Source organism: Rhizobium sp. SG_E_25_P2, assembly GCF_029892285.1.
In the GTDB taxonomy this organism is placed as follows: Bacteria; Pseudomonadota; Alphaproteobacteria; order Rhizobiales; family Rhizobiaceae; genus Rhizobium_E.
This window is the reverse complement of record NZ_JARXVM010000006.1, coordinates 77,114-97,667: the sequence shown is the minus strand read 5'-3', so window position 1 is coordinate 97,667 and position 20,554 is coordinate 77,114. Positions and strand designations below refer to the sequence as shown.

Below are 20,554 nucleotides of genomic sequence, written 5' to 3'. Positions count from 1 at the left end.
GCCCTATATTTTACAGATAATTTCTGAGAGCGTAATAAGCAATGCTAATTCTCAAGCGCTTGGCCGTATGGACGGTGTTCCTGTTGATGGTCGGTATTTCCGGCGCTGCCTCGGCTGAACCGGCCGTTATCGACAAGCAGTTCACCCAGATGTCGATCGACAAGAACATGGATTTTCTTGTCGATCCTGGTCATGCGCTGAAGCCTGCGGATCTTGACCGGCCCGAGATCGCAGCCCGTTTCAAGCCCGCCGGCGGCGCGTTGGCGCTCGGCTACCGCAACGACACGATCTGGGTGCGTGTTCTGCTGGACAACAGGGATCTCTATCCACGCAAACTGTTTCTCGAACTGAAACCCATGGTTCTCAACGATGTCGAGGTTTTCTCGCCGGGGCTCGGCTGGGAACAGGGCGAACACGATTTTTCCTCGGTTCTGCTGGGCGATCACCATCCCCGCCGGCTGCGGCCTGTCGTGGCCACGAGCAACATCATTCCGGTCACCGCGCCGCGGGGCGAAAGCGAAATCCTGATCCGAGTCCGCACCACGAGTTCGCTGGCGTTGACGGGCTGGCTGCGTTCGGCCGAAATGATGATCCAGCATGCCGCCTTCGATGCGGCGCGTTTCAGCGGATTTGTAGCCCTGCTGGTGTTTTCGGGGCTTGCCAATCTGTTGATCTGGCGCGGGTTGAAAGAGCGGCTGTTCCTGCAATACGCCGTTGCGCTTCTAGCGCTCGCCGTCAACGAATTTTGCTATGTCGGCCTGCTGTTTGAGGAATGGACGATCGGGGGAGGTCCTGTCGTTGACGCCGTCGGCGGCGCTTCGAGCAGCATCTGCCTCTGCATGGCCAGCCTGTTCATCCGCGGACAGATGCGGGCGTCAAAACATTTTCCCTGGCTGGCGAAAGCCCTGCTGTTGTCGTCGCTTCTGTCGCTCTTTACCCTGGCCATGACGCTGATCGACCGCTATCAGATGGTTGCTCCGCTGGTCATGTTCTCGGCCGTCACCGTGTTTGCGTCAGGCTTCCTGGGCAATGCTTGGCTTGCATTCAAGCGCGAACCAGGCGCTGGCATCGCCACATCCGCTTTCGGAGCCCTGCTGATCGGCATGGTCGTCGTCGCGCTCCGCCTGACAGCGCTTTCGCCCTATACCCATTGGTCAGATTTCGCGTTCGAAATCGCGGTGCTGTTCTTCATCCTGTATATGCAGCTTTCGCTCGCGCGGCGCACCCGACAGGCCGAGAGCGAACGTGCGATCGCCCAGATGAGGGCGTTGGACGTTGCGCGGGCGGCGGAAAGAAGCGCGATCGCGCTTGTGGAGCGACGAACCGCCGAACTGCGGCTCGCCAAAGAGGCCGCCGAGACCGCGCTCCAGGCTGAACGGGACGCCCAGGCGGAACAGGTGCGCTTTCTTGATGTTATCTCGCATCAATATCGGACGCCGCTTGCGGTGGTGTCCAACAGCGTTGCCTCGATCGCGCGCGCGCTGGCGTCAAACGACGACGCCAATCGCGAAAGGATCGACCGGATAAAACGCGCGATCGGTCGATTGGTGGAGTTGATCGATGTCAGTCTCCACCGAAGCCGAATCGACGGAGCTGCGGCGCGCCCGCGGCTGAAGATGCTCGACTACGAGGTCGCGGTCGGCATTCTGTTTTCCATGCTGCGCGACACGTTTCCTGAACGTCCGGTCCGTCTCAACAGTTTGGAGGCGGACCGGAATCTTTTCATAGCGGTGGACCTCGATCTTCTCGGCGTCGCCGTGATCAACCTGGTCGAAAACGCCCTGAAATTCTCAGCGCCTGATTCGCCTGTGGATGTCGATGTCGAGAGTTCGGGGCGGTCGCTCAGCCTGTGCGTGACCGATTGGGGAATCGGTGTGCCGGAGGCGGAACGCCACTTGTTGACGGAGAAGTACTTTCGCGCGTCCAACAGCGCCAATACCCAGGGGATGGGGCTCGGCTTGCATATCACAGCGACGATCGCCCGCCGTCATGGCGGCGCGCTCACGCTCATGGACAATCCGGAAGGCGGCACCCGCGCCATCCTGGATCTGCCGGTCGTTTGCCGGTCGGATCAGGATTTCGACAGGATCCGCGCCGCCTCGATCGCGAAATAAGTGAGGATGCCGTCGCAGCCGGCGCGCTTGAAGCAGAGAAGCTGCTCCATCATTACCCGGTCGCCGTCGATCCAACCATTGGCGGCGGCGGCCTTGACCATCGTATATTCGCCGGAGACCTGATAGGCGTAGACTGGCAGGCCGAAGGCTTCCTTGATCCGCCAGCAGATGTCGAGATAGGGCAGGCCGGGCTTGACCATCAGCATATCGGCGCCTTCCTCGACGTCGAGGGCGGCGTCGCGCAACGCTTCGGCGCCATTGGCCGGATCGATGTAATAGGTCTTCTTGTCACCCTTCAACAGGCCGGCTGTGGAGATCGCCTCGCGATAAGGCCCGTAATGGCCGGAGGCGAATTTCGTCGCATAGGACATGATGCCGACATTCTGATGGCCGGCGGCGTCGAGCCCCTTGCGGATCGCGCCGATGCGCCCGTCCATCATGTCCGACGGCGCGATGATGTCGGAGCCGGCGTCGGCCTGGGCCACGGCGGCCTTGACGATCTGGTCCACAGTCTCGTCATTGACGATCTCGCCGTCGCGCAAGATTCCGTCATGGCCATGGCTGGTGAAGGGATCGAGCGCGACATCGGTGATGACGCCGATATTGGCGACCTTGGCCTTGATGGCTTCGGTGGCGCGGTTGATCAGATTGTTGGCGTTGAGCGCCTCCGATCCATGATCGTCGCGGAGGTCGAGATCGATATTGGGAAAAGTTGCGAGCGCGGGAATGCCGAGATCGGCGGCCAATTGCGCCGCCTCCACCGCCTTGTCGACGCTCAGCCGGTTGACGCCGGGCATGGCCGCGATTGGCTCTACGATGCCCACGCCCTCGACCAGGAAGATCGGCCAGATCAGATCGTCCACCGTCAGGCGGTTCTCCTGAACCAGCCGGCGGGACCAATCGGCCTTGCGGTTGCGGCGCATGCGCCGGTGTCCGGTGATGTGGTCGACGAGGTGGGTCTTGTCGGTCATGGCGGCGCCTCTCAAATCTCCGATTACAGGCGGGTTAGCATAAAAGACCGGTCGTGTGCAAAGCGGCGCGGCGTCCCTGTCTGCGGCGGATCGTCCGCCGTGCGGTCTCGCATGGCTGGCCTTTCAGGGCGGCATCGTCTAATTGTGGGACATGACCGATCTGCCGATACCCGCGCCCCGGCCGCCTTTGCCGGACCTGCTGATGACCGTGTTCCTGAGGCTCGTTGCCTTGGGAACGCTGTGGTTCGCGCTGCTCATCTGGGCGGATCTGATCGGTTACCATCATGCCGGGGCAGGGCGTTTCGACCTGCTCGACGCCGATATGAAGGCGGCGCGGGGCACGCTGGCGGTGCTCTATCCCGTGGCCGCGGTCGGTCTTTGGCTGCGCGGCGCCTGGGGACCGGTGATCTGGGGTGTCGCCGCCATCATGGAAATCGGCCTGCACCAGGCCATGCCTGGAACCTTCGATATCGAGCCGCTGAAGGTGGCGCTGGTGTCGCTGATCGCGCTGACCTACCTGCTTCTGAGGCTTTGGGGCCTGCTTGCGAAGCCGGCTGCGAAAGAGCTTCGTTGAACCGGCGGCAGTAAGCCCTTGTTCACCTTGAAACTGCCATTCGTAAACATAACGGGCCGTTAAGCATGTGATTTAAGTAGAATTTTATCGGTGGTCGCTAGGTTGGTTTTCATAAGGCGGGATCAAAAAAACAAGAACCGCCAGCAAACAGCGAGGCAGAAAAATGAACACTAAGCTCAAGGCTCAAGCGCCGGTCGCCGACCCCCAGGACCAGGTCATCCACAATCTTTATCTCGAAAGCGTCCATCTCGTCGAACGGCTGCATCGCCGTCTGCTCGATGTCATCAAGGACGAATTCGACCGTTCCGGCCGTGACGACATCAACGCCGTTCAGGCCCTGCTGCTGTTCAACATCGGCACGTCCGAACTCACCGCCGGCGAACTGCGCTCGCGCGGCTATTATATGGGCTCGAACGTTTCCTACAACGTTAAGAAACTGGTCGAGATGGGCTTCATCAACCATTCCCGTTCGCGCGTCGACCGTCGCTCGGTCCGCATCTCGCTGACGCCCAAGGGCCAGGAAATCGCCGAGACCGTGGCCAAGCTTTATCACCGCCATGTTGGCTCGATCCACAAGGTGGGCGGCATCGGCCAGGACGAATTCAGCCAGATGAACAAGCTGCTGCAGCGTCTCGACCGCTTCTGGAACGACTCGATCATGTATCGCCTGTAAGGGCGTCGTCTCAGACTTCCAGGCTGGAACCGGGCGCCTTCCCTGCCGCCCGGTTTTCGGCGTTTTTTTACTTGGTCAGTCCTTCCGCTAACGTTTTCTTGATTTGTCCGAGGCACAAATCGGCCACAATATCGTGACATCCCAGCCACACAGACTGGCACGAATGGGGCATTTGCGTCGAAAGCTTCTGATTGAGGTTGTTGTAGACTTCTTGCCGAGGCAGAAGGTCCGCACATCCCATTTGTTGAGATTTTACGTCGCGCATCCCCAGGCGCAATGAAAACGAGACATCGGAAGGCGAAATAATGTCTGAAAAGTTCGATCTGGCATCCCTCTCTCGACGCAAGTTCCTCGGCGCGGCAGCCGCTGCCGGAGCCGCGGCCGTTGCGGGTCCCGCCATGGCGGATGTTGCCATCGACGAGATCATCAACGCCCCGCGCCGGGGCAATTGGGACGACCAGTTCGACGCCAAGGCGTCGCGCACCGCCGCCGCCGTCATGTCCAACAATCCGATTTTCGGCCCGGAAGCCGCCGCCAATATTCAGCAGGCGGTCTATGACTATGAAACCGTCGTTGCCAATGGCGGGTGGCCGCAGGTCAATCCGGCTCAGAAGCTCCGGCTTGGCGTCAACGACCCCACGGTTGCCGATCTGCGCAAACGCTTGATGATTTCCGGCGACCTGTCGCGCAGCGCCGGTATTTCGAGCTCCTATGATTCCTTGGTGGAAGAAGGCGTGAAGCGCTTCCAGGCCCGCCACGGTTTGCCGCTTGACGGCGTGCTCGGCCAGTACACGATCAAGGCGATGAACGTGCCGGCCGACATCCGCCTGATGCAGCTGCGCACCAACCTCGCGCGCGTTCAGGAAATCAACACCGATCTCGGCCAGCGTTATGTGATGGTCAACATTCCCGCCGCCTATATCGAGGCTGTCGAGAACAATCGCGTCGCCCAGCGTCACACCGCCATCGTCGGTCGCCTCTCGCGCCCGACCCACATCATCGATTCCAAGATCTATCAGATCACGCTCAACCCCTACTGGACTGCGCCGCGCTCGATCGTCGAAAAGGACATCGTGCCGCTGATGCGCAAGGACCCGACCTATCTGACCAAGAACCAGATCCGTCTGTTCGACGGCAAGGGTACGGAAGTCGATCCGACGACCATCGACTGGTTCGCCGACAAGGCCCCGAACCTGATGTTCCGTCAGGACCCGGGCAAGATCAACGCCATGGCGTCGACCAAGATCGAGTTCCACAATCCGAACGGCGAATATATGCACGACACGCCCCAGCAGGGCCTGTTCAACAAGCTGTCTCGCTTCGAATCCTCTGGCTGCGTGCGTGTTCAAAACGTCCGCGACCTGACGACCTGGCTGTTGCGCGATACGCCGGGCTGGTCGCGTCAGCAGATCGAAGCGACGATCAAGGCCGGCAAGAACAACCCGATCCCGCTGCAGACTGAAGTGCCGATCTACTTCAAATATGTGACCGCCTGGTCTGCCCGCGACCGCATCGTGCAGTTCCGCGACGACATCTACCAGATGGACGGCGCCCAGGAATTGGCGCTTCAGACCGGCCTGAACCAGGAGCCGGTGGTCGCGAACTAAAGCGTTCGACGATCAATGGAAAACAGAAACCCGCTCTTCATCACGAAGGCGGGTTTTTTCTTGTCCTGCGTCAGGCGATAGCAGCGACTGTCTTCACTGGTTCGGAGCATGCAGAGGTCGGCGCAAAGCAGGCGAGGGCGGCGACGAACATCAGGCGCGCGCCGTCCACCATCCGTTCTGAATCGAGATCGGTCCGGCTGTCGAGCAGCGCCGTGAAGCGCGGCCAGGGCGTCGAACGCTGGGCCTGCGCCGCGAGATGGCGGGCGCCGAGGCTTGCGGAGCAGCCGATCGCTTCGGCGCGCTGGAGCAAGATGATCGCGCCGAGCGAGGCGCCCTCCGCCACATAGAGCGCGCCCCAGGCCTGGGCCGGATCTTCGAAGGGGATAATGCGCTCGACATGGGGAGCGGGCGCCAGCCCGCAATCGTCGAGGTCGGCCAACAACGCGTCATGGACAAGCCCTGGTCGCCAGTCTCCGAACCATCCCCGCTCGGTCGCCGCCGCAAGCTCCGGCTCCGCCAGTCGGCGGAAGAGTTCGGCGGATCGGAGATAACAGCCGTAATCCGCTCTCGTCCTGAACGCGCCGATGCGCGTGTCCAGCCTGTGGTGAAGATCTGCCGTTTTCCGCCGGAGTTGAAAGCGCAGCGTCGCTTGAAGATCTGTCATGCTTGTCCCGAAATCCGATTTGACCCGACGAAACGCCGCAGGTCCTGCTCGGGTTCCGTCTTTCAGGAGCCGCTGCGGTCTAGCGCCGTCTCGTCGAGGATTCTGCCGATGATCTCGACGGTTTCGAACACCGCCCGATTCTCCGGCAGATTCCGCGCGATATTGTCCTGAAAGCGCGGCAGGTCTGCGAGCATTCGCTCGGTAGCCCCCGCGATCTCCTTGCGGAAGCTCTTGACCACCAGTCCCACGCCGTTGTTGCGGATCCAGTCGAGATTAGGCCGCTCCTGCGGCATGGTCGAGGCGTTGCCTTCGACGATCACCGGACGGCCAAGGTGAACGGCTTCACTGATGCTGCCGGGGCCGGGCTTGCCGATCAGGAAATCGGCGAGCCGCATATAATCTGGCACATTCTGCACGAAACCGACTGCGCAACAATTCGGCCGCCCCTGCAACGCCTTTTGCAGGGCGGTGTTCTTGCCGCACATCACGATCGACTGCACCTTTGTCGCCGATTTTTCGAGTTGGTCGAGAATGGTCAATGTCGCCCGCCGGGCGCCGTTGCCGCCAAACATGATCATCGCCGTCGACCGGTCTTCCGCAAGAGCGAGATCGCTTCGCGTCAGGGCATGCGGGGCGGGAGGCTGGTAGAACGCATCCTTGAGGATCATGCCGGAGACTTCGAAAACATCCGAGTCGCGATAGAAGCCGGTGGCGCGGGCCTGCTCAGCCGCTTTCGGCGTGCCGCAGACGATATATTGCGCCTGATCCTCCATCCAGAAATGTGGCGGCGCGTCGACCAAGTCGGTGATGACGGTGAGATAGGGGATCGACGCGTCGAATGTCTGCAACGCCCTGTGCATGACGCGGTTGAAATTGGGAATGACCGACACGACGAGATCCGGCCGCGGCTCCGCGCGCCAACGCGCCGCCAGCAGTCGCTCGATATCGGCGGAGTAACGACGGATGAAGCCCTGCAGGATCGGCAGGATCGTGCCAAGCCCGCGTGTCGCCCCGCGCTTGAGCGCGTTGTTGTAGATGTCCTGCGCCTGGATGGGAGCGATCGGCAGACGCGGAGCGACCGGCAGCAGGATCCTCTTGAGCGAGCCGGTTATTTTCTGCGTCAGCCGATGAACGGGGTCGACCGGTTCGAGCAGCTTCTGCAAGTCGACTGGCGTTACCGCCCAGTTCGGATGGGTTTTTTCGATCAGCCGGGTCAGCGCCGTCATCGCATTGCGATGCCCCCCGCCTGCGTCGAAATAGAAGATCTCGATGCGGTGGGTTTTCGAAGGCGCTTGCATCGTCACGGGAAATCCCCTGGCTGAAATTGCGCGCACCATTTGCGGAAAGTCTCGTCCTGTCAAGCAATCCGCATCCGTGGCTTGTCGCGCTGAAACGCCTTGGGAACGACAGGGGCGGCGCAAGCATGGCATTCGCCGCCGCAATCCGTCTTGCCCCGACGCGCCGCAATCGCTAAGACCCTTTCAGCCCGAAACCTGCGGCTCGCCGGCGATGAACCGGTCCGGCGGAACGACGGTATAAGGTCATCCCGAGCCCAAGAAAGACGAGACAGACATGAGCGCGAACGACGCCTTTTTCACCCGTAGTCTTGCTGATTCCGATCCGGATATCTTCGGTGCGATCGAGAAGGAACTTGGCCGTCAACGCCATGAGATCGAGCTGATCGCCTCTGAAAACATCGTCTCCCGCGCCGTTCTCGAAGCGCAGGGCTCGATCATGACCAACAAATATGCCGAGGGTTATCCGGGCAAGCGCTATTACGGCGGCTGCCAGTTCGTCGACATCGCCGAAGAACTCGCCATCGAGCGCGCCAAGAAGCTGTTCGGCGTCAACTTCGCCAACGTTCAGCCGAACTCCGGTTCGCAGATGAACCAGGCCGTGTTCCTCGCGCTGCTGCAGCCCGGCGACACCTTCATGGGCCTCGACCTCAATTCGGGCGGCCATCTGACCCATGGTTCGCCGGTCAACATGTCCGGCAAGTGGTTCAACGTCGTCTCCTACGGCGTGCGTGAAGAAGACCACCAGCTCGACATGGACGACGTCGCCAGGAAGGCCGAGCAGCACAAGCCCAAGTTGATCATTGCTGGCGGCACCGCCTATTCCCGTATCTGGGACTGGAAGCGCTTCCGCGAGATCGCCGATTCGGTCGGCGCATACCTGATGGTCGACATGGCCCACATCGCCGGCCTCGTGGCGGGCGGCCAGCATCCGTCGCCGTTCCCGCATTGCCATGTCGCGACCTCGACGACCCACAAGTCGCTGCGCGGCCCGCGCGGCGGCATGATCCTCACCAATGACGAGGATCTGGCCAAGAAGTTCAATTCGGCCGTATTCCCCGGTCTGCAGGGCGGCCCGCTGATGCATGTCATCGCCGCCAAGGCCGTGGCTTTCGGCGAAGCGCTGAAGCCGGAATTCAAGGACTACGCCGCCCAGGTGGTGAAGAACGCCAAGGTTCTGGCCGACACGCTGATCGGCCACAATCTCGACATCGTCTCCGGCGGCACCGACAACCACCTGATGCTGGTCGACCTGCGCAAGAAGAACGCCACCGGCAAGCGCGCAGAAGCCGCTCTCGGTCGCGCCTATGTCACCTGCAACAAGAACGGCATTCCCTTCGATCCGGAAAAGCCCTTCGTGACCTCGGGTATCCGTCTGGGCACCCCGGCCGGCACCACCCGCGGCTTCAAGGAAGCCGAATTCACTGAAATCGGCAACCTCATCGTCGAAGTGCTCGACGGCCTGAAGGTCGCCAATTCCGACGAAGGCAATGCGGCCGTTGAAGCCTCGGTGCGCGGCAAGGTGGTTGAACTCACCAACCGCTTCCCGATGTATTCCTATATGTAAGACTGTCCGGCCTTCGCGCCGCACTCTGAAACCCTCTCCGGCAACGGGGAGGGTTTTTTCATATGGGCCTTATCTCCCAACCCTCGGATGACGCATCGCGGCGGCGATGCTAAAGTCTCAGGAAACGGGGGGCGAATGTGGATCTGCGTTCAATCGACCAACATGTATCGCGCGAACCTGCGGGCCTCCTGTCGCGCCTATCAGCTCTCTGGGGCCGACGCCCCTGGAGCACGCGGATCGCCGAGGAGCAAATGGCCCTGCGCAATCCGCATCTCGCAGAAGCGCTGCATGTCGAGAAGATGGAGGGGCAGCGCATCGCGACATGGGCGCGCACCTGGACCCTGGCCGTCGTCGGTCTGTTGCTGATCTTCGTCAATCCGCGCCTGGAAGTGCTTTATTACGAGGCGCTGCTGGTTCTCTTCGTGGTGATCGGCATTGCGCAGTTGCGGGTAGCCCGGGTCGGCCAGTCCCGCCGGGAATTGCTGTTGATAAGCGCCGATCTCCTGCTGCTCACCCTGACGCTGACGGTTCCCAACCCGTTTGCGGCCGACCATTGGCCGACTGCTTTCCAGTTCCGTTTCGATGGCTTCGTCTATTTCTTCATTTTCCTCGCCGCCGGGTCGCTGGCCTATAGCTGGCGCACTGTTCACAGCATCGGCGCGACTGCTGCGCTGATGTGGCTCACGGCGGCCATTGTCGTCATGCTGTTCGGAACCACCTATCCGGACCTCACGGAAAAAGTGGGCGAGGCGCTTTCAGGCTATGACCGCGTCTTCGCCGTGCTCGACCCCAACAGCGTTGAGATTCACAGCCGCGTGCAAGAGGCCGTGGTCATCATCCTCGTCGCCTTCATTCTGGCGCTGAAATCGCAGCGTATGAGCAAACTGCTCATACGCCAGGCCAGTCTTGCCGCCGAGCGCGCCAATCTCTCCCGCTATTTCGCCCCCAACATGGTGGAGGAACTGGCGCGGCGGGACGAGCCGATGGGGGGCGTGCGCGCCCAAGAGGTCGGGGTGCTGTTCGCCGACATCGTTGGCTTCACCCGCTATGCCGAAGGGCGCAGCCCCGACGAGGTCATCGCCATGCTCAGGGAATTTCACGCAGCGCTCGAAGAGGTGGTGTTTTCCCATGGCGGCACGCTGGACAAATTTATGGGCGACGGCCTGATGGCGAGCTTCGGCACGCCGCAAACTTCCCCTTCCGATGCAGCCAATGCGATCGCAGCCGCCTTCGCCATGCAGGACAGGATCGCCGTGCTCAATGATGTCCGTCAGGCAAGGGGGCTTGAGCCGATCCGGCTGTCCGTCGGCGTCCATTTCGGCGAAGTGATTCTGGGCGATGTCGGCAACAGCAGGCGCATGGAATTCGCCATGCTGGGTGACACCGTCAATGTCGCGTCCCGGCTGGAAACCGCCACCCGCGCGCTTTCCAGCCGCATCGTCGTCAGCGCCGCCGCCATGGACGCTGTGACGGAAGAGATCGCGCGTGACCGCTATCGATCCCTCATGCAGCTTCATAAGGGCCTGGTGCTGAAAGGCCGAAGCGAGCCGACCGACGCCTGGACGGCGTGATCCCGCCTGGAGGCGTCGTTCAACGCAGTGTTGATCAAAGCTTCTGGGAGTTCGTAGCCCTTGCCTCTTGTCGCACGCCGTTCCGACCGCTATTTCGGGACTGCGTCGCCTCCGGCGCACAAGATGATGAGTGAAATGACATGCGCTGCCCGTTCTGCAATTCCGAAGACACGCAGGTGAAGGACTCGCGTCCCGCTGAGGACGGCTCTTCCATCCGCCGGCGTCGCATCTGTCCCGATTGCGGCGGTCGCTTCACCACTTTCGAGCGCGTGCAGCTGCGCGAACTGATGGTGATCAAGAAATCTGGCCGCAAGGCGCCGTTCGAGCGCGAGAAACTGGTGCGCTCCTTCGATATCGCGCTGCGCAAGCGGCCTGTCGATCGTGACCGCATCGAGCGCGCCGTCTCGGGCATTATCCGCCGCCTTGAAAGCTCGGGTGAAAACGAAATCAGTTCCGAAGATCTCGGCCTGCAAGTGCTCGAAGCGCTGAAGAGCCTCGATGACGTGGCCTTCGTGCGTTACGCCTCTGTTTATCGCGATTTCACTCATATCGAGGATTTTTCCGCCGCGATCGCCCAGATCACCGCCAAGATCGCCCGCGATCCTGCCGAGGAACGCTGATCCATGACAACAGCGGCGGATGATCAGCGCTTTATGTCCGAGGCGGCAGCGCTGTCGCGCCGCCATCTCGGGCTGACGGGCTCGAACCCGTCCGTCGGCTGCGTGATCGTCCGCGACGGCGACGTCGTCGGGCGAGGTGTGACCGCCGCATCCGGCCGTCCCCACGCCGAAACCGAGGCCTTGAAGGAGGCGGGCGCGCAAGCTCGCGGCGCCACTGCCTATGTGACGCTCGAACCCTGCTCGCATCACGGCAAGACCCCGCCTTGCGCCGAAGCCTTGATCGCGGCCGGGATCGCCCGCGTGGTGGTGGCGATCACCGATCCGGACGAACGGGTTTCGGGACGCGGCCTCGCCATGCTCGAAGCGGCCGGCGTCGAGGTGGTCTCGGGCGTCGGCGAGGAGGAAGCGCACGCGGTGCTTGAAGCCTATCTCCACCGCCAGCGCAACAAACGCCCGCAAGTGATTCTGAAGCTTGCGGTTTCCGCAGACGGCATGATCGGCCGGCGCGGCGAGGGGCAGGTGGCGATCACCGGCAAGGAGGCCCGCGCCCGCTCCCAATTGCTGCGCGCCGAAAGCGACGCCATCCTGGTGGGGATCGGCACGGCCATGGCCGACGATCCGGAGCTGACATGCCGGCTTGAGGGTTATGAACACCGTTCACCAATGCGCCTGGTGCTCGACCGGCGGCTGGAGCTGCCTCTGACCTCGAAACTCGCGACTACGGCGCGTGACGTGCCGGTCATCGCGGTCACTGTCGATGCCGATGCGCCCGAGCTCGCCGCCCGTCGCGCGGCGCTGGAGTTCGCCGGCGTGGACGTGCTGCCCGTCGCCGATCTTGGCGCGCTTCTGGATGAACTCGGCCGTCGCGGACTATCGTCGCTGATCGTCGAGGGCGGCGCCCGGGTGGCCTCGGATTTTCTCAGCGCCGGCCTTGCCGACCGCATCCTGCTGTTCACGTCGCCTGTCATCGTCGGCGAGGGCGGCGTGCCGTCGCCGCTGACCGAACAGACCGTTCCCGCCAACTTCCGTCTGAGGATGCGCGAGCCGCTTGGCGCGGACTGGATGGCTGACTATATCAAGGCCGAAGTTTCAGATCTGCGCTGAGCGCGCGAGAGGGGCATCATGTTCACAGGCATCGTTACCGATATCGGCGAAATAACCGAAGTCACCCCGCTCAATGAAGGCGTGCGGCTGCGCGTCGCCACCCATTACGATCCCGCGACGATCGCGATCGGCGCATCCATCGCCCATGCCGGCGTCTGCCTCACGGTGACGCGCCTGCCCGAGACCGGCGCCAATGAAGCCTGGCACGAGGTCGAAGCCTGGGAAGAGGCGCTCCGGCTCACCACCGCCGGCGTCTGGGGCGTGGGCACCCGGCTCAATCTCGAACGGGCGCTCAAAATCGGCGACGAACTCGGCGGCCATATCGTCTCGGGCCATGTCGACGCCATGGCCGAGATCATCGCGGTCACCCAGGAAGGCGACGCCACCCGCTACACCATCCGCGCGCCGCGCGATTACGCAAAGTTCATCGCGCCCAAGGGTTCTGTGGCGCTCGACGGAACCTCGCTCACCGTCAACAAGGTGGATGGGACTGATTTCGACGTGCTGATCATCCGCCACACCCAGGAGGTCACCACCTGGGGCGAACGTAAGGCCGGCGACAAGCTCAATCTCGAAGTCGACACTATGGCGCGCTACGCGGCGCGGCTGGCGGAGTTCACGGACTGACGCAAACCTCCCGCGCCTGACGACGCGGGAGCCGTTCTTTCCCTCGTAAGTGTTCAGTCGACATAAATTGTCACGCCGCCATCCGCTGCGCGATCTGCGCCGACGATGGTGGAGACATCGACGCCGTCGGATTTCAGCGTCTTCAGCAGGGCGGTATTGTGTTCGACGGTCTTCTGCAGCATGGCCACATGCTTGGGATTGTCGGCGCGGTTGCGTTCGATAACCGTGCCTTCGGCGCTGGAATCGAGCGAGGCGACGGGCGTCACCGTGAGCGCTCCGCCTTTCCAATGCTTGAGAATCTGGCCGATCTGGTGGGTTTCGGAAGACGCGAAGGTGAGGCGAGGTCCGGCGGGCTGCTGGTCATCCAGCCCGTCATGGGTGCTGGCGCTCCGGTCTATTTCGCCGCCGCGATGTTCGGCGGCGAAGACGGGCAGGGCGAAGGCGGCTGTAAGCGTGGCGACAAGCGCTGACGTTGCAAGGCGGTTCATGGCGCATCTCCTTTCGATGGTTGCCATTCCCTTGCGGCGGGGGATCTGTCATCCGGTCCACCGTCGCGTCGACCATGCCAATACAGCATCGAAATCCGGCGGATTTTCGCCGGAAGGCCTTGAGTAACATTACGTCTTCGGCGTCTCGCCTAAATTATTCGTCATGTTGGCGGACGTAAAAAAGCCCCCGCGACGGGTCGCGGAGGCTCTAATCCATATCTGACATCAGTCGTGTCGAGCGCCGTTAGCGCACATAGACGATCAACTGACCATCGGCGCCGCGTTCGGCGGCCACCACGTCGTCTGCCTTGATGTTCTGGGCGTCGAGCTTGCTCTTGATAGCGCTATTGGAGGTCATGGCCGACTGGAAATCGGCTCCGCCCATTGCGCCTTCGAGCTGCGTGCGACGGCTTTCATCGGTGATCGTGTCGAGCTTGACCACGGAGACATTGTCGCCGCTCCAGGAGTTCAGGTCGCTTGCGCCAAGCATGGTCCCGCCGCCCGTGGAGTTGGTCACCGAGCCGCTTGTGGTCGGATCAATCACGCCGTCTTCGTTGTAGCCCTGAGATTGGCCCGTTTTGACGGAGGAGTTGGAATTGGTTTTACCGGCTGCGCCAGAATTCTTGCCGCCGTCATCGGCCATTGCGGCTCCCGCCGGAACGACGATTGCCAGGGCGGACGCGAGGACGAGATTGGTGAGTTTCGCCATGTCTGTATTCCTTTCGTGTTTCCTTGCAAATCTTCCGTTTGCATAGGTCCAACGATCTGAGTCCGCGATGGTTGCATGAAAAATCGAGATCTATGGCCGCTGATTGCAGCTTTATCATCCGTTCCAGTGGAGATAGGTTGGATTTTTAAGCTGCAAGGAGATCGCGCATGTCCGAGTTTAATCCGGTGATCCGTCTGGCGGAGGCCGCGGCCGAACCTTTTTCGCAGGGCGATCTCTACCAGTCCGAGGACGCGGTGATCGGCAAGCGGCTTGGACTGACGGCGCTCGGTTGCGGTTATTCCGTTGTGCCGCCGGGAAAATCGGCCTGTCCGTTTCACAATCATCACGCCGAGGACGAGATGTTCGTGATCCTGGAGGGCGAGGGTGTCTATCGGTTTGGCGCCAATCGATTCCCTTTCAAGGCGGGCGATGTGCTGGGCGCGCCGGCGGGCGGGCCGGATACCGCCCATCAGATCATCAACACCGGCAATGGTCCGCTGCGCTATCTCGCCATCTCCAGCATGGCCGAGCTGGAAATCGCCGAATATCCCGATTCCGGGAAATTTCTCGCCCGCGCCAAGGGCGCCGATGGCAAGGCGCGGTTTCGCGAGATCCGCATGAAGGAGGGCGAAGTCGATTACTGGGCGGGAGAGCCGGGAGCCTGATAAATGCCTGTTTTGCACGCGGTTTGCAGGGCGTTGATTTGAATTTGCTTGCCTTCGCGGCTCATAAGTGATTTGACCCGACAAAATTTCGCGCCGCCAAGGCCGCATCCCCATCCCGAGGAAACACGATGTCAAATCCGCATCTGCTGATCGTTGAAGCCCGTTTTTACGATGATATGTCCGACGCCCTGCTGGAAGGCGCCACCGAAGCGCTGAAGGAAGCCGGCGCGACTTATGACGTGGTGACGGTGCCCGGCGCTCTGGAGATCCCGGCCTGCATTTCCATGGCGCTTGACGGCGCGGAAGACGGCGGCACGGAATATGACGGTTTCGTCGCGCTCGGCATGGTCATCCGTGGCGAGACCTATCATTTCGACATCGTCTCCAACGAATCCTGCCGCGCCATCATGGATCTCGCCGTCAGCGAAAGCCTGCCGATCGGCAATGGCATCCTGACCGTCGAGAATGAGGAACAGGCCTGGGCGCGCGCCAAGCGTTCGGAACTCGACAAGGGCGGCTTCGCCGCCCGCGCCGCCCTCACCATGATCGGCCTCAAGAAGAAGTTCGGCGCATAAATCATGGCCAGCGACACGCAGAACACCAGTGACGTCAAGCCCGCCAATCAGCGCGGCGCCGCTCGCCTCGCCGCCGTCCAGGCGCTCTATCAGATGGAGCTGTCAGGCACGGGCGTGCTGGAAATCGTCGCCGAATACGAGAATTTCCGGCTTGGCCAGGAACTTGATGGCGATCAGTATCTCAAGGCGGATCCGTCCTGGTTCCGTTCGATAGTGGCGGGCGTGGTGCGCGATCAGCGCGCGCTTGATCCGGTGATTGCGGATTCGCTCGTCGAAGGCTGGCCGCTCTCGCGTCTCGACGCCACACTGCGCGCCATCCTGCGCGCCGGCGTCTTCGAGATCATCGAGCGCAAGGATGTGCCGACGCCTGTCATCGTCAATGAATATGTCGAGATCGCTCACGCTTTCTTCGCCGAGGAAGAGCCGAAGCTGGTCAACGCCGTGCTCGACGCCGTCGCCCGCAAGCTGCGGATCGACAAGAAGTAAAGAATAGGGAATTTTTGCCATGGCGCCGGTGGAAGGTCTGGAAAAAGAACTGGGCCTTGCCCGGCGCAATGTGTTTCTGCTGGCCGCCGCCCAGGCGATTCTGGGGTCTGCGCCGCCGATCACCTTCGCCATGGGCGGGCTTGCCGCCTATCAGATGCTGGGCGACGACAAGTCGCTCGCCACCGCCCCGCTGACCGGCTTCAATATCGGCGTATCGATCGGCACGATCGTGGTGGCGATCCTGTCGCGCTATCTCGCCCGCAAGCTCAGTTTCATCATCGGCGCGCTGCTGACGGCGTTCGGCGGCCTGATCGCCGCCGTTGCGATTTTTCAGAGCAATTTCTGGTTGATGGTGGCGGGGCTGGCGCTGACCGGCGTGTCGGGCGGCTTCACGCAGAAATTCCGCTTCGCCGCCGCCGACGCCTCGCCGTCCTTCTACAAGGGGTCGGCGATTTCCTGGATCCTCGCCGGCGGTATCGTCTCGGCGGTTGCCGGTCCGCAGATCGCCATCGCCACCAAGGAACTGTTCGAACCGGTGCTGTTCGCCGGCGCCTTCGTCGCGTTTGCGCCGATGGGGCTGCTGGCGGCCGGCATTCTCGTCTTCCTGAAATTGCCGCCCGTGCATGACAAGAATGCGCCCAATGCTGAAACCGCGCGGCCTCTTTCGGGCATTGTCCTCAAGCCGCGATTCCTCACCGGCATGTTCTGCGGCGTCTCCTCTTATGCGTTGATGACCTTCATGATGACCGGCGCGCCGCTGGCCATGGTGGTCGGCTGCGGCTATTCGACCGACGATTCCACGCTCGGCATCCAGTTCCACGTGCTGGCCATGTTCGGGCCGAGTTTCGTCACCGGCGCGCTGATCAAGCGCTTCGGCGCCGAAAAGATCGTCGCCTGCGGGCTTGTCATCCTCATGCTCTGCGCGGCGATCGCCCATACGGGCATCGAACTCTGGAATTTCTGGGGCGCGCTGGTGTTGCTCGGCTTCGGCTGGAATTTCGGCTTTATCGGCTCCACCGCCATCGTCGCGTCAAGCTACCGGCCGAGCGAGGCCGACAAGGTGCAGGCCTATCACGACATCATCCTGTTCACCATGGTGGCGTTGTCGTCCTTCGCTTCGGGGCAGATCTTCACCCGTTATGGCTGGGACGCGATGATCCTGCCGGTCTGGCCCTTGGCGCTGACCGGGCTTGCCCTTCTGGCGATCCAGGGGCGGGCCGGACGCGTCGCCCTTTCCGCCAAAGATTAATTTTCTCTTTCGAAGCTCCGCCTCGCGCCTGACCCTTGACGTCCAAGGAGTCAAACCGCACTCTCCCCCGGTCGAAAGGAGCGGGGACGACGAGGGGAGTAGTCGATCCCGTTTCCTGGCCGGCGGATATCCCTTCCGCCGTCACTGTGGAGGAAACTGGGAATGAGCATCATGTTTGGCGTCATAGTTTGCGGACTTCTGTCCGTAGCCTATGCGATCTGGGCGACGCAGACGGTCCTCGCGGCCGATCAAGGCAACGCTCGCATGCAAGAAATCGCAGGTTATATTCGTGAAGGCGCGCAGGCCTATCTGACGCGCCAATACACCACAATCGCCATTGTCGGCGTCGCCGTTTTCATTCTGGCCTTTTTCCTGCTGTCGGCCGCTGCGGCCTTCGGCTTTCTCATCGGCGCGGTTCTCTCGGGCGCTGCGGGTTTCATCGGCATGCATGTGTCGGTGCGCGCCAATGTGCGCACGGCGCAGGCGGCCTCGCGCAGTCTTGCGGCCGCCCTTGATATCGCCTTCAAGTCGGGCGCGATCACCGGCCTCTTGGTTGCCGGTCTCGCGCTGCTCGGCGTGGCGGTCTATTTCTTCATTCTGACTGATGTGCTCGGCCATGAAGGCGGCAGCCGCGAAGTGATCGACGCGCTGGTGTCACTCGGCTTCGGCGCCTCGCTGATCTCGATCTTCGCCCGTCTCGGCGGCGGCATCTTCACCAAGGGCGCCGATGTCGGCGGCGACCTGGTCGGCAAGGTGGAAGCAGGCATTCCCGAGGATGATCCGCGCAATCCCGCCACCATTGCCGACAATGTCGGCGACAATGTCGGCGATTGCGCCGGCATGGCGGCAGATCTGTTCGAAACCTATGCCGTCACCGTGGTGGCGACCATGGTGCTTGCGGCGATCTTCTTCGCCGGAACGCCGTCGCTCGACAGCGCGATGATGTACCCGTTGGCGATCTGCGCCGGTTCGATCCTCACCTCGATCGCCGGCACCTTCTTCGTCAAGCTCGGCCCGAGCAACAATATCATGGGCGCGCTGTATAAAGGCCTGATCGCCACCGGCCTCCTGTCGGTCGCAGCGATCGCGGCCGCCACGTCCCTGACTGTCGGTTGGGGCGATTTCGGCAAGGAAGGCGCGATGATCAGCGGATCAAGCCTGTTCCTCTGCGCCCTGGTGGGCCTTGTGGTCACTGCGCTCATCGTGGTGATCACCGAATATTATACCGGCACCAACAAGCGTCCGGTCAACTCTATCGCCCAGGCCTCGGTCACCGGCCACGGCACCAATGTTATCCAGGGTCTCGCCGTGTCGCTGGAATCCACCGCGCTTCCGGCAATCGTCATCGTCGGCGGAATCATCGCCACCTATCAGCTCGGCGGCTTGTTCGGCACCGGCATCGCGGTGACCGCCATGCTGGGACTTGCCGGCATGATCGTGGCGCTCGACGCTTTCGGACCCGTCACCGACAATGCCGGCGGCATCGCCGAAATGGCGCATCTGCCGCCTGACGTTCGCAAGGTCACCGATGCGCTGGATGCGGTCGGCAACACCACCAAGGCGGTCACCAAAGGCTACGCGATCGGTTCGGCCGGTCTCGGCGCGCTGGTGCTGTTTGCGGCCTATTCCAACGACTTGCAATATTTCGTGGCCAATTCGGCGCAGTATCCCTATTTCGCCGATGTTGGGCAGATCTCGTTTGATCTTTCCAATCCTTACGTCGTGGCGGGCCTCATTTTCGGCGGCCTGATCCCCTATCTGTTCGGCGGCATCGCCATGACGGCGGTGGGCCGCGCAGCCGGCTCCATCGTCGAGGAAGTGCGTCGTCAGTTCCGCGAAAAGCCGGGGATCATGGAAGGGCGGGAAAAGCCTGATTACGGTCGCGCCGTGGACATCCTCACCCGCGCCGCCATTCGCGAAATGATCGTGCCGTCGCTTCTGCCGGTGCTTGCGCCGCTGGTTGTGTATTTCGGCGTGCTCTTGATCTCGGGCTCCAAGGCTTCGGCTTTCGCAGCGCTCGGCGCCTCGCTCTTGGGCGTCATCGTCAATGGCCTGTTCGTGGCGATTTCCATGACTTCGGGCGGCGGCGCCTGGGATAACGCCAAGAAGAGTTTTGAGGACGGTTTCGTCGACAAGGACGGCGTGCGCCACCTCAAAGGCTCCGACGCCCATAAGGCGTCTGTGACAGGCGACACCGTCGGCGATCCCTACAAGGACACCGCCGGCCCCGCCGTCAATCCGGCCATCAAGATCACCAACATCGTCGCGCTCCTGCTGCTGGCCGTTATGGCCTGACAGCATCCGCCTGAAAAAGAAGAAGCCGCGCAAACCCAGCGCGGCTTCTGTCATTTCGAAGTCTGGACGACGCCTTAGTAAGGGTTGCCCTGAGTGTTCGTGCCGCCCAGCATCTGCTGGACCTGCTGACCCGGATTGATGCCGCCGCGAAGCAGGCGCATCAGGAAGGTCATTTCGGTGCCGCCGGTCGGCGTGGTGCGCGAGATCATGTCGAAGACGCGGCCGTCCTGCAGCTTGTAATGGGCGATGCGGGAAACGACGCCGTCCTTGTCGAAATAAACGGCCATGATCGACTGGTTGATCAGCTTCGGCTTCATGAAGGCGGCTGCGCGGGTGCGTTCCTGCGAGATATAGTAGAACACTTCCGTGTCGAAGGTCGCGGTCGCCGAGGGCGTGCCGAGCGACAACAATACCTGCTCGCGACTCGATCCGACCGGGGTGAGTGCCAGCGTCTGTTCGTCGACGACATAGCCGTTCTTGATGATTTCGCTGGTCTGGCAGCCCGAAAGCGCCACGGTCGTCATCAACACCGCAAGGACCACGCTCGCTGCTTTCCCCGCCCGGCCTTGCTGAATTTGCATTTTCAACGACATCTCCCAAGCTCATGACCCGAGGGCGGGCATTCGCGACGTTCGGCTCCGACATCTGGCAAAACGCAGATCCAGTCGCCACATAAGCCAACGCCATTGCTTTTCATGCC

20 protein-coding genes are annotated in these 20,554 nt (G+C 62.0%); 14 read left to right on the top strand and 6 right to left on the bottom strand.

What is annotated here, in order from left to right; translation table 11 throughout:
- The first annotated feature begins 41 nt into the window (after window positions 1-41).
- The gene (locus M2360_RS10595; RefSeq protein ID WP_280775094.1) at window positions 42-2,114 is read left to right on the top strand and encodes a sensor histidine kinase; all 2,073 of its coding nucleotides are present in this window, start codon (window positions 42-44) and stop codon (window positions 2,112-2,114) included.
- On the opposite strand, the gene hemB is transcribed toward M2360_RS10595, so the two are convergent.
- Window positions 2,072-3,085, bottom strand: a complete 1,014-nt coding sequence (gene hemB / locus M2360_RS10590; protein ID WP_280775093.1) for a porphobilinogen synthase — start codon at window positions 3,083-3,085, stop codon at window positions 2,072-2,074. The two genes, M2360_RS10595 and hemB, sit on opposite strands and share 43 nt — an antisense overlap.
- A gap of 151 nt (window positions 3,086-3,236) precedes the next feature.
- On the opposite strand from hemB, the gene M2360_RS10585 reads away from it, so the two are divergent.
- From M2360_RS10585 to M2360_RS10575, 3 genes are all read left to right on the top strand, one after another.
- A complete protein-coding gene (locus tag M2360_RS10585) occupies window positions 3,237-3,659 on the top strand; it encodes a DUF6163 family protein (RefSeq protein ID WP_280775092.1) in 423 nt (140 codons plus the stop codon).
- A 163-nt stretch (window positions 3,660-3,822) separates the two neighbouring features.
- Complete coding sequence (locus M2360_RS10580; protein WP_280775091.1) at window positions 3,823-4,332, top strand: MarR family winged helix-turn-helix transcriptional regulator; 510 nt, start codon at window positions 3,823-3,825, stop codon at window positions 4,330-4,332.
- 305 nt (window positions 4,333-4,637) lie between these two features.
- Window positions 4,638-5,939: a L,D-transpeptidase family protein gene (locus tag M2360_RS10575; protein WP_280775090.1), complete on the top strand. Its 1,302-nt coding sequence runs from the start codon at window positions 4,638-4,640 to the stop codon at window positions 5,937-5,939.
- 70 nt (window positions 5,940-6,009) lie between these two features.
- On the opposite strand, the gene M2360_RS10570 is transcribed toward M2360_RS10575, so the two are convergent.
- Window positions 6,010-6,603: a biliverdin-producing heme oxygenase gene (locus M2360_RS10570; RefSeq protein ID WP_280775089.1), complete on the bottom strand. Its 594-nt coding sequence runs from the start codon at window positions 6,601-6,603 to the stop codon at window positions 6,010-6,012.
- A 62-nt stretch (window positions 6,604-6,665) separates the two neighbouring features.
- A complete protein-coding gene (locus M2360_RS10565) occupies window positions 6,666-7,901 on the bottom strand; it encodes a glycosyltransferase (RefSeq protein WP_280775238.1) in 1,236 nt (411 codons plus the stop codon).
- A 274-nt stretch (window positions 7,902-8,175) separates the two neighbouring features.
- Here M2360_RS10565 and glyA point away from each other — a divergent pair, with 274 nt between their 5' ends.
- The 5 genes from glyA (at window position 8,176) to M2360_RS10540 (ending at window position 13,387) form a co-directional block, all read left to right on the top strand.
- Window positions 8,176-9,465, top strand: a complete 1,290-nt coding sequence (glyA, locus tag M2360_RS10560; protein WP_280775088.1) for a serine hydroxymethyltransferase — start codon at window positions 8,176-8,178, stop codon at window positions 9,463-9,465.
- Window positions 9,466-9,716: 251 nt separating this feature from the next.
- Window positions 9,717-11,036, top strand: coding sequence for an adenylate/guanylate cyclase domain-containing protein (locus tag M2360_RS10555; protein WP_280775087.1), 1,320 nt, complete (start codon window positions 9,717-9,719; stop codon window positions 11,034-11,036).
- A gap of 140 nt (window positions 11,037-11,176) precedes the next feature.
- Window positions 11,177-11,656 (top strand): transcriptional regulator NrdR, encoded by a 480-nt coding sequence (gene nrdR, locus M2360_RS10550; RefSeq protein ID WP_280775086.1) that lies wholly within the window; start codon window positions 11,177-11,179, stop codon window positions 11,654-11,656.
- 3 nt (window positions 11,657-11,659) lie between these two features.
- On the top strand, window positions 11,660-12,760 hold the full coding sequence (ribD, locus tag M2360_RS10545; RefSeq protein ID WP_280775085.1) for a bifunctional diaminohydroxyphosphoribosylaminopyrimidine deaminase/5-amino-6-(5-phosphoribosylamino)uracil reductase RibD: 1,101 nt from the start codon (window positions 11,660-11,662) through the stop codon (window positions 12,758-12,760).
- Window positions 12,761-12,778: 18 nt separating this feature from the next.
- Window positions 12,779-13,387 (top strand): riboflavin synthase, encoded by a 609-nt coding sequence (locus tag M2360_RS10540; RefSeq protein WP_280775084.1) that lies wholly within the window; start codon window positions 12,779-12,781, stop codon window positions 13,385-13,387.
- A gap of 53 nt (window positions 13,388-13,440) precedes the next feature.
- Here M2360_RS10540 and M2360_RS10535 read toward each other — a convergent pair whose 3' ends face one another.
- Together M2360_RS10535 and M2360_RS10530 are read right to left on the bottom strand one after the other, a co-directional pair.
- Entirely contained in the window at window positions 13,441-13,875 is a 435-nt protein-coding gene (locus tag M2360_RS10535; protein WP_280775083.1) for a hypothetical protein, read from the bottom strand.
- A 244-nt stretch (window positions 13,876-14,119) separates the two neighbouring features.
- Window positions 14,120-14,584: a hypothetical protein gene (locus tag M2360_RS10530; protein WP_280775082.1), complete on the bottom strand. Its 465-nt coding sequence runs from the start codon at window positions 14,582-14,584 to the stop codon at window positions 14,120-14,122.
- Between the two features lie 167 nt (window positions 14,585-14,751).
- Between M2360_RS10530 and M2360_RS10525 the strand changes: the two genes are divergently transcribed.
- From M2360_RS10525 to M2360_RS10505, 5 genes are all read left to right on the top strand, one after another.
- Window positions 14,752-15,249, top strand: a complete 498-nt coding sequence (locus M2360_RS10525) for a cupin domain-containing protein (RefSeq protein WP_280775081.1) — start codon at window positions 14,752-14,754, stop codon at window positions 15,247-15,249.
- A 128-nt stretch (window positions 15,250-15,377) separates the two neighbouring features.
- Window positions 15,378-15,824: a 6,7-dimethyl-8-ribityllumazine synthase gene (gene ribH / locus M2360_RS10520; RefSeq protein WP_280775080.1), complete on the top strand. Its 447-nt coding sequence runs from the start codon at window positions 15,378-15,380 to the stop codon at window positions 15,822-15,824.
- 3 nt (window positions 15,825-15,827) lie between these two features.
- A complete protein-coding gene (gene nusB / locus M2360_RS10515; RefSeq protein ID WP_280775079.1) occupies window positions 15,828-16,310 on the top strand; it encodes a transcription antitermination factor NusB in 483 nt (160 codons plus the stop codon).
- A gap of 19 nt (window positions 16,311-16,329) precedes the next feature.
- Complete coding sequence (locus tag M2360_RS10510) at window positions 16,330-17,559, top strand: MFS transporter (protein ID WP_280775078.1); 1,230 nt, start codon at window positions 16,330-16,332, stop codon at window positions 17,557-17,559.
- 162 nt (window positions 17,560-17,721) lie between these two features.
- Window positions 17,722-19,854, top strand: coding sequence for a sodium-translocating pyrophosphatase (locus M2360_RS10505; protein ID WP_280775077.1), 2,133 nt, complete (start codon window positions 17,722-17,724; stop codon window positions 19,852-19,854).
- Between the two features lie 74 nt (window positions 19,855-19,928).
- On the opposite strand, the gene M2360_RS10500 is transcribed toward M2360_RS10505, so the two are convergent.
- Window positions 19,929-20,447 carry an outer membrane protein assembly factor BamE gene (locus M2360_RS10500; protein ID WP_280775076.1) on the bottom strand — a complete coding sequence of 173 codons (519 nt, stop codon included), beginning with the start codon at window positions 20,445-20,447 and terminating at the stop codon, window positions 19,929-19,931.
- Between the last annotated feature and the right edge of the window lie 107 nt (window positions 20,448-20,554).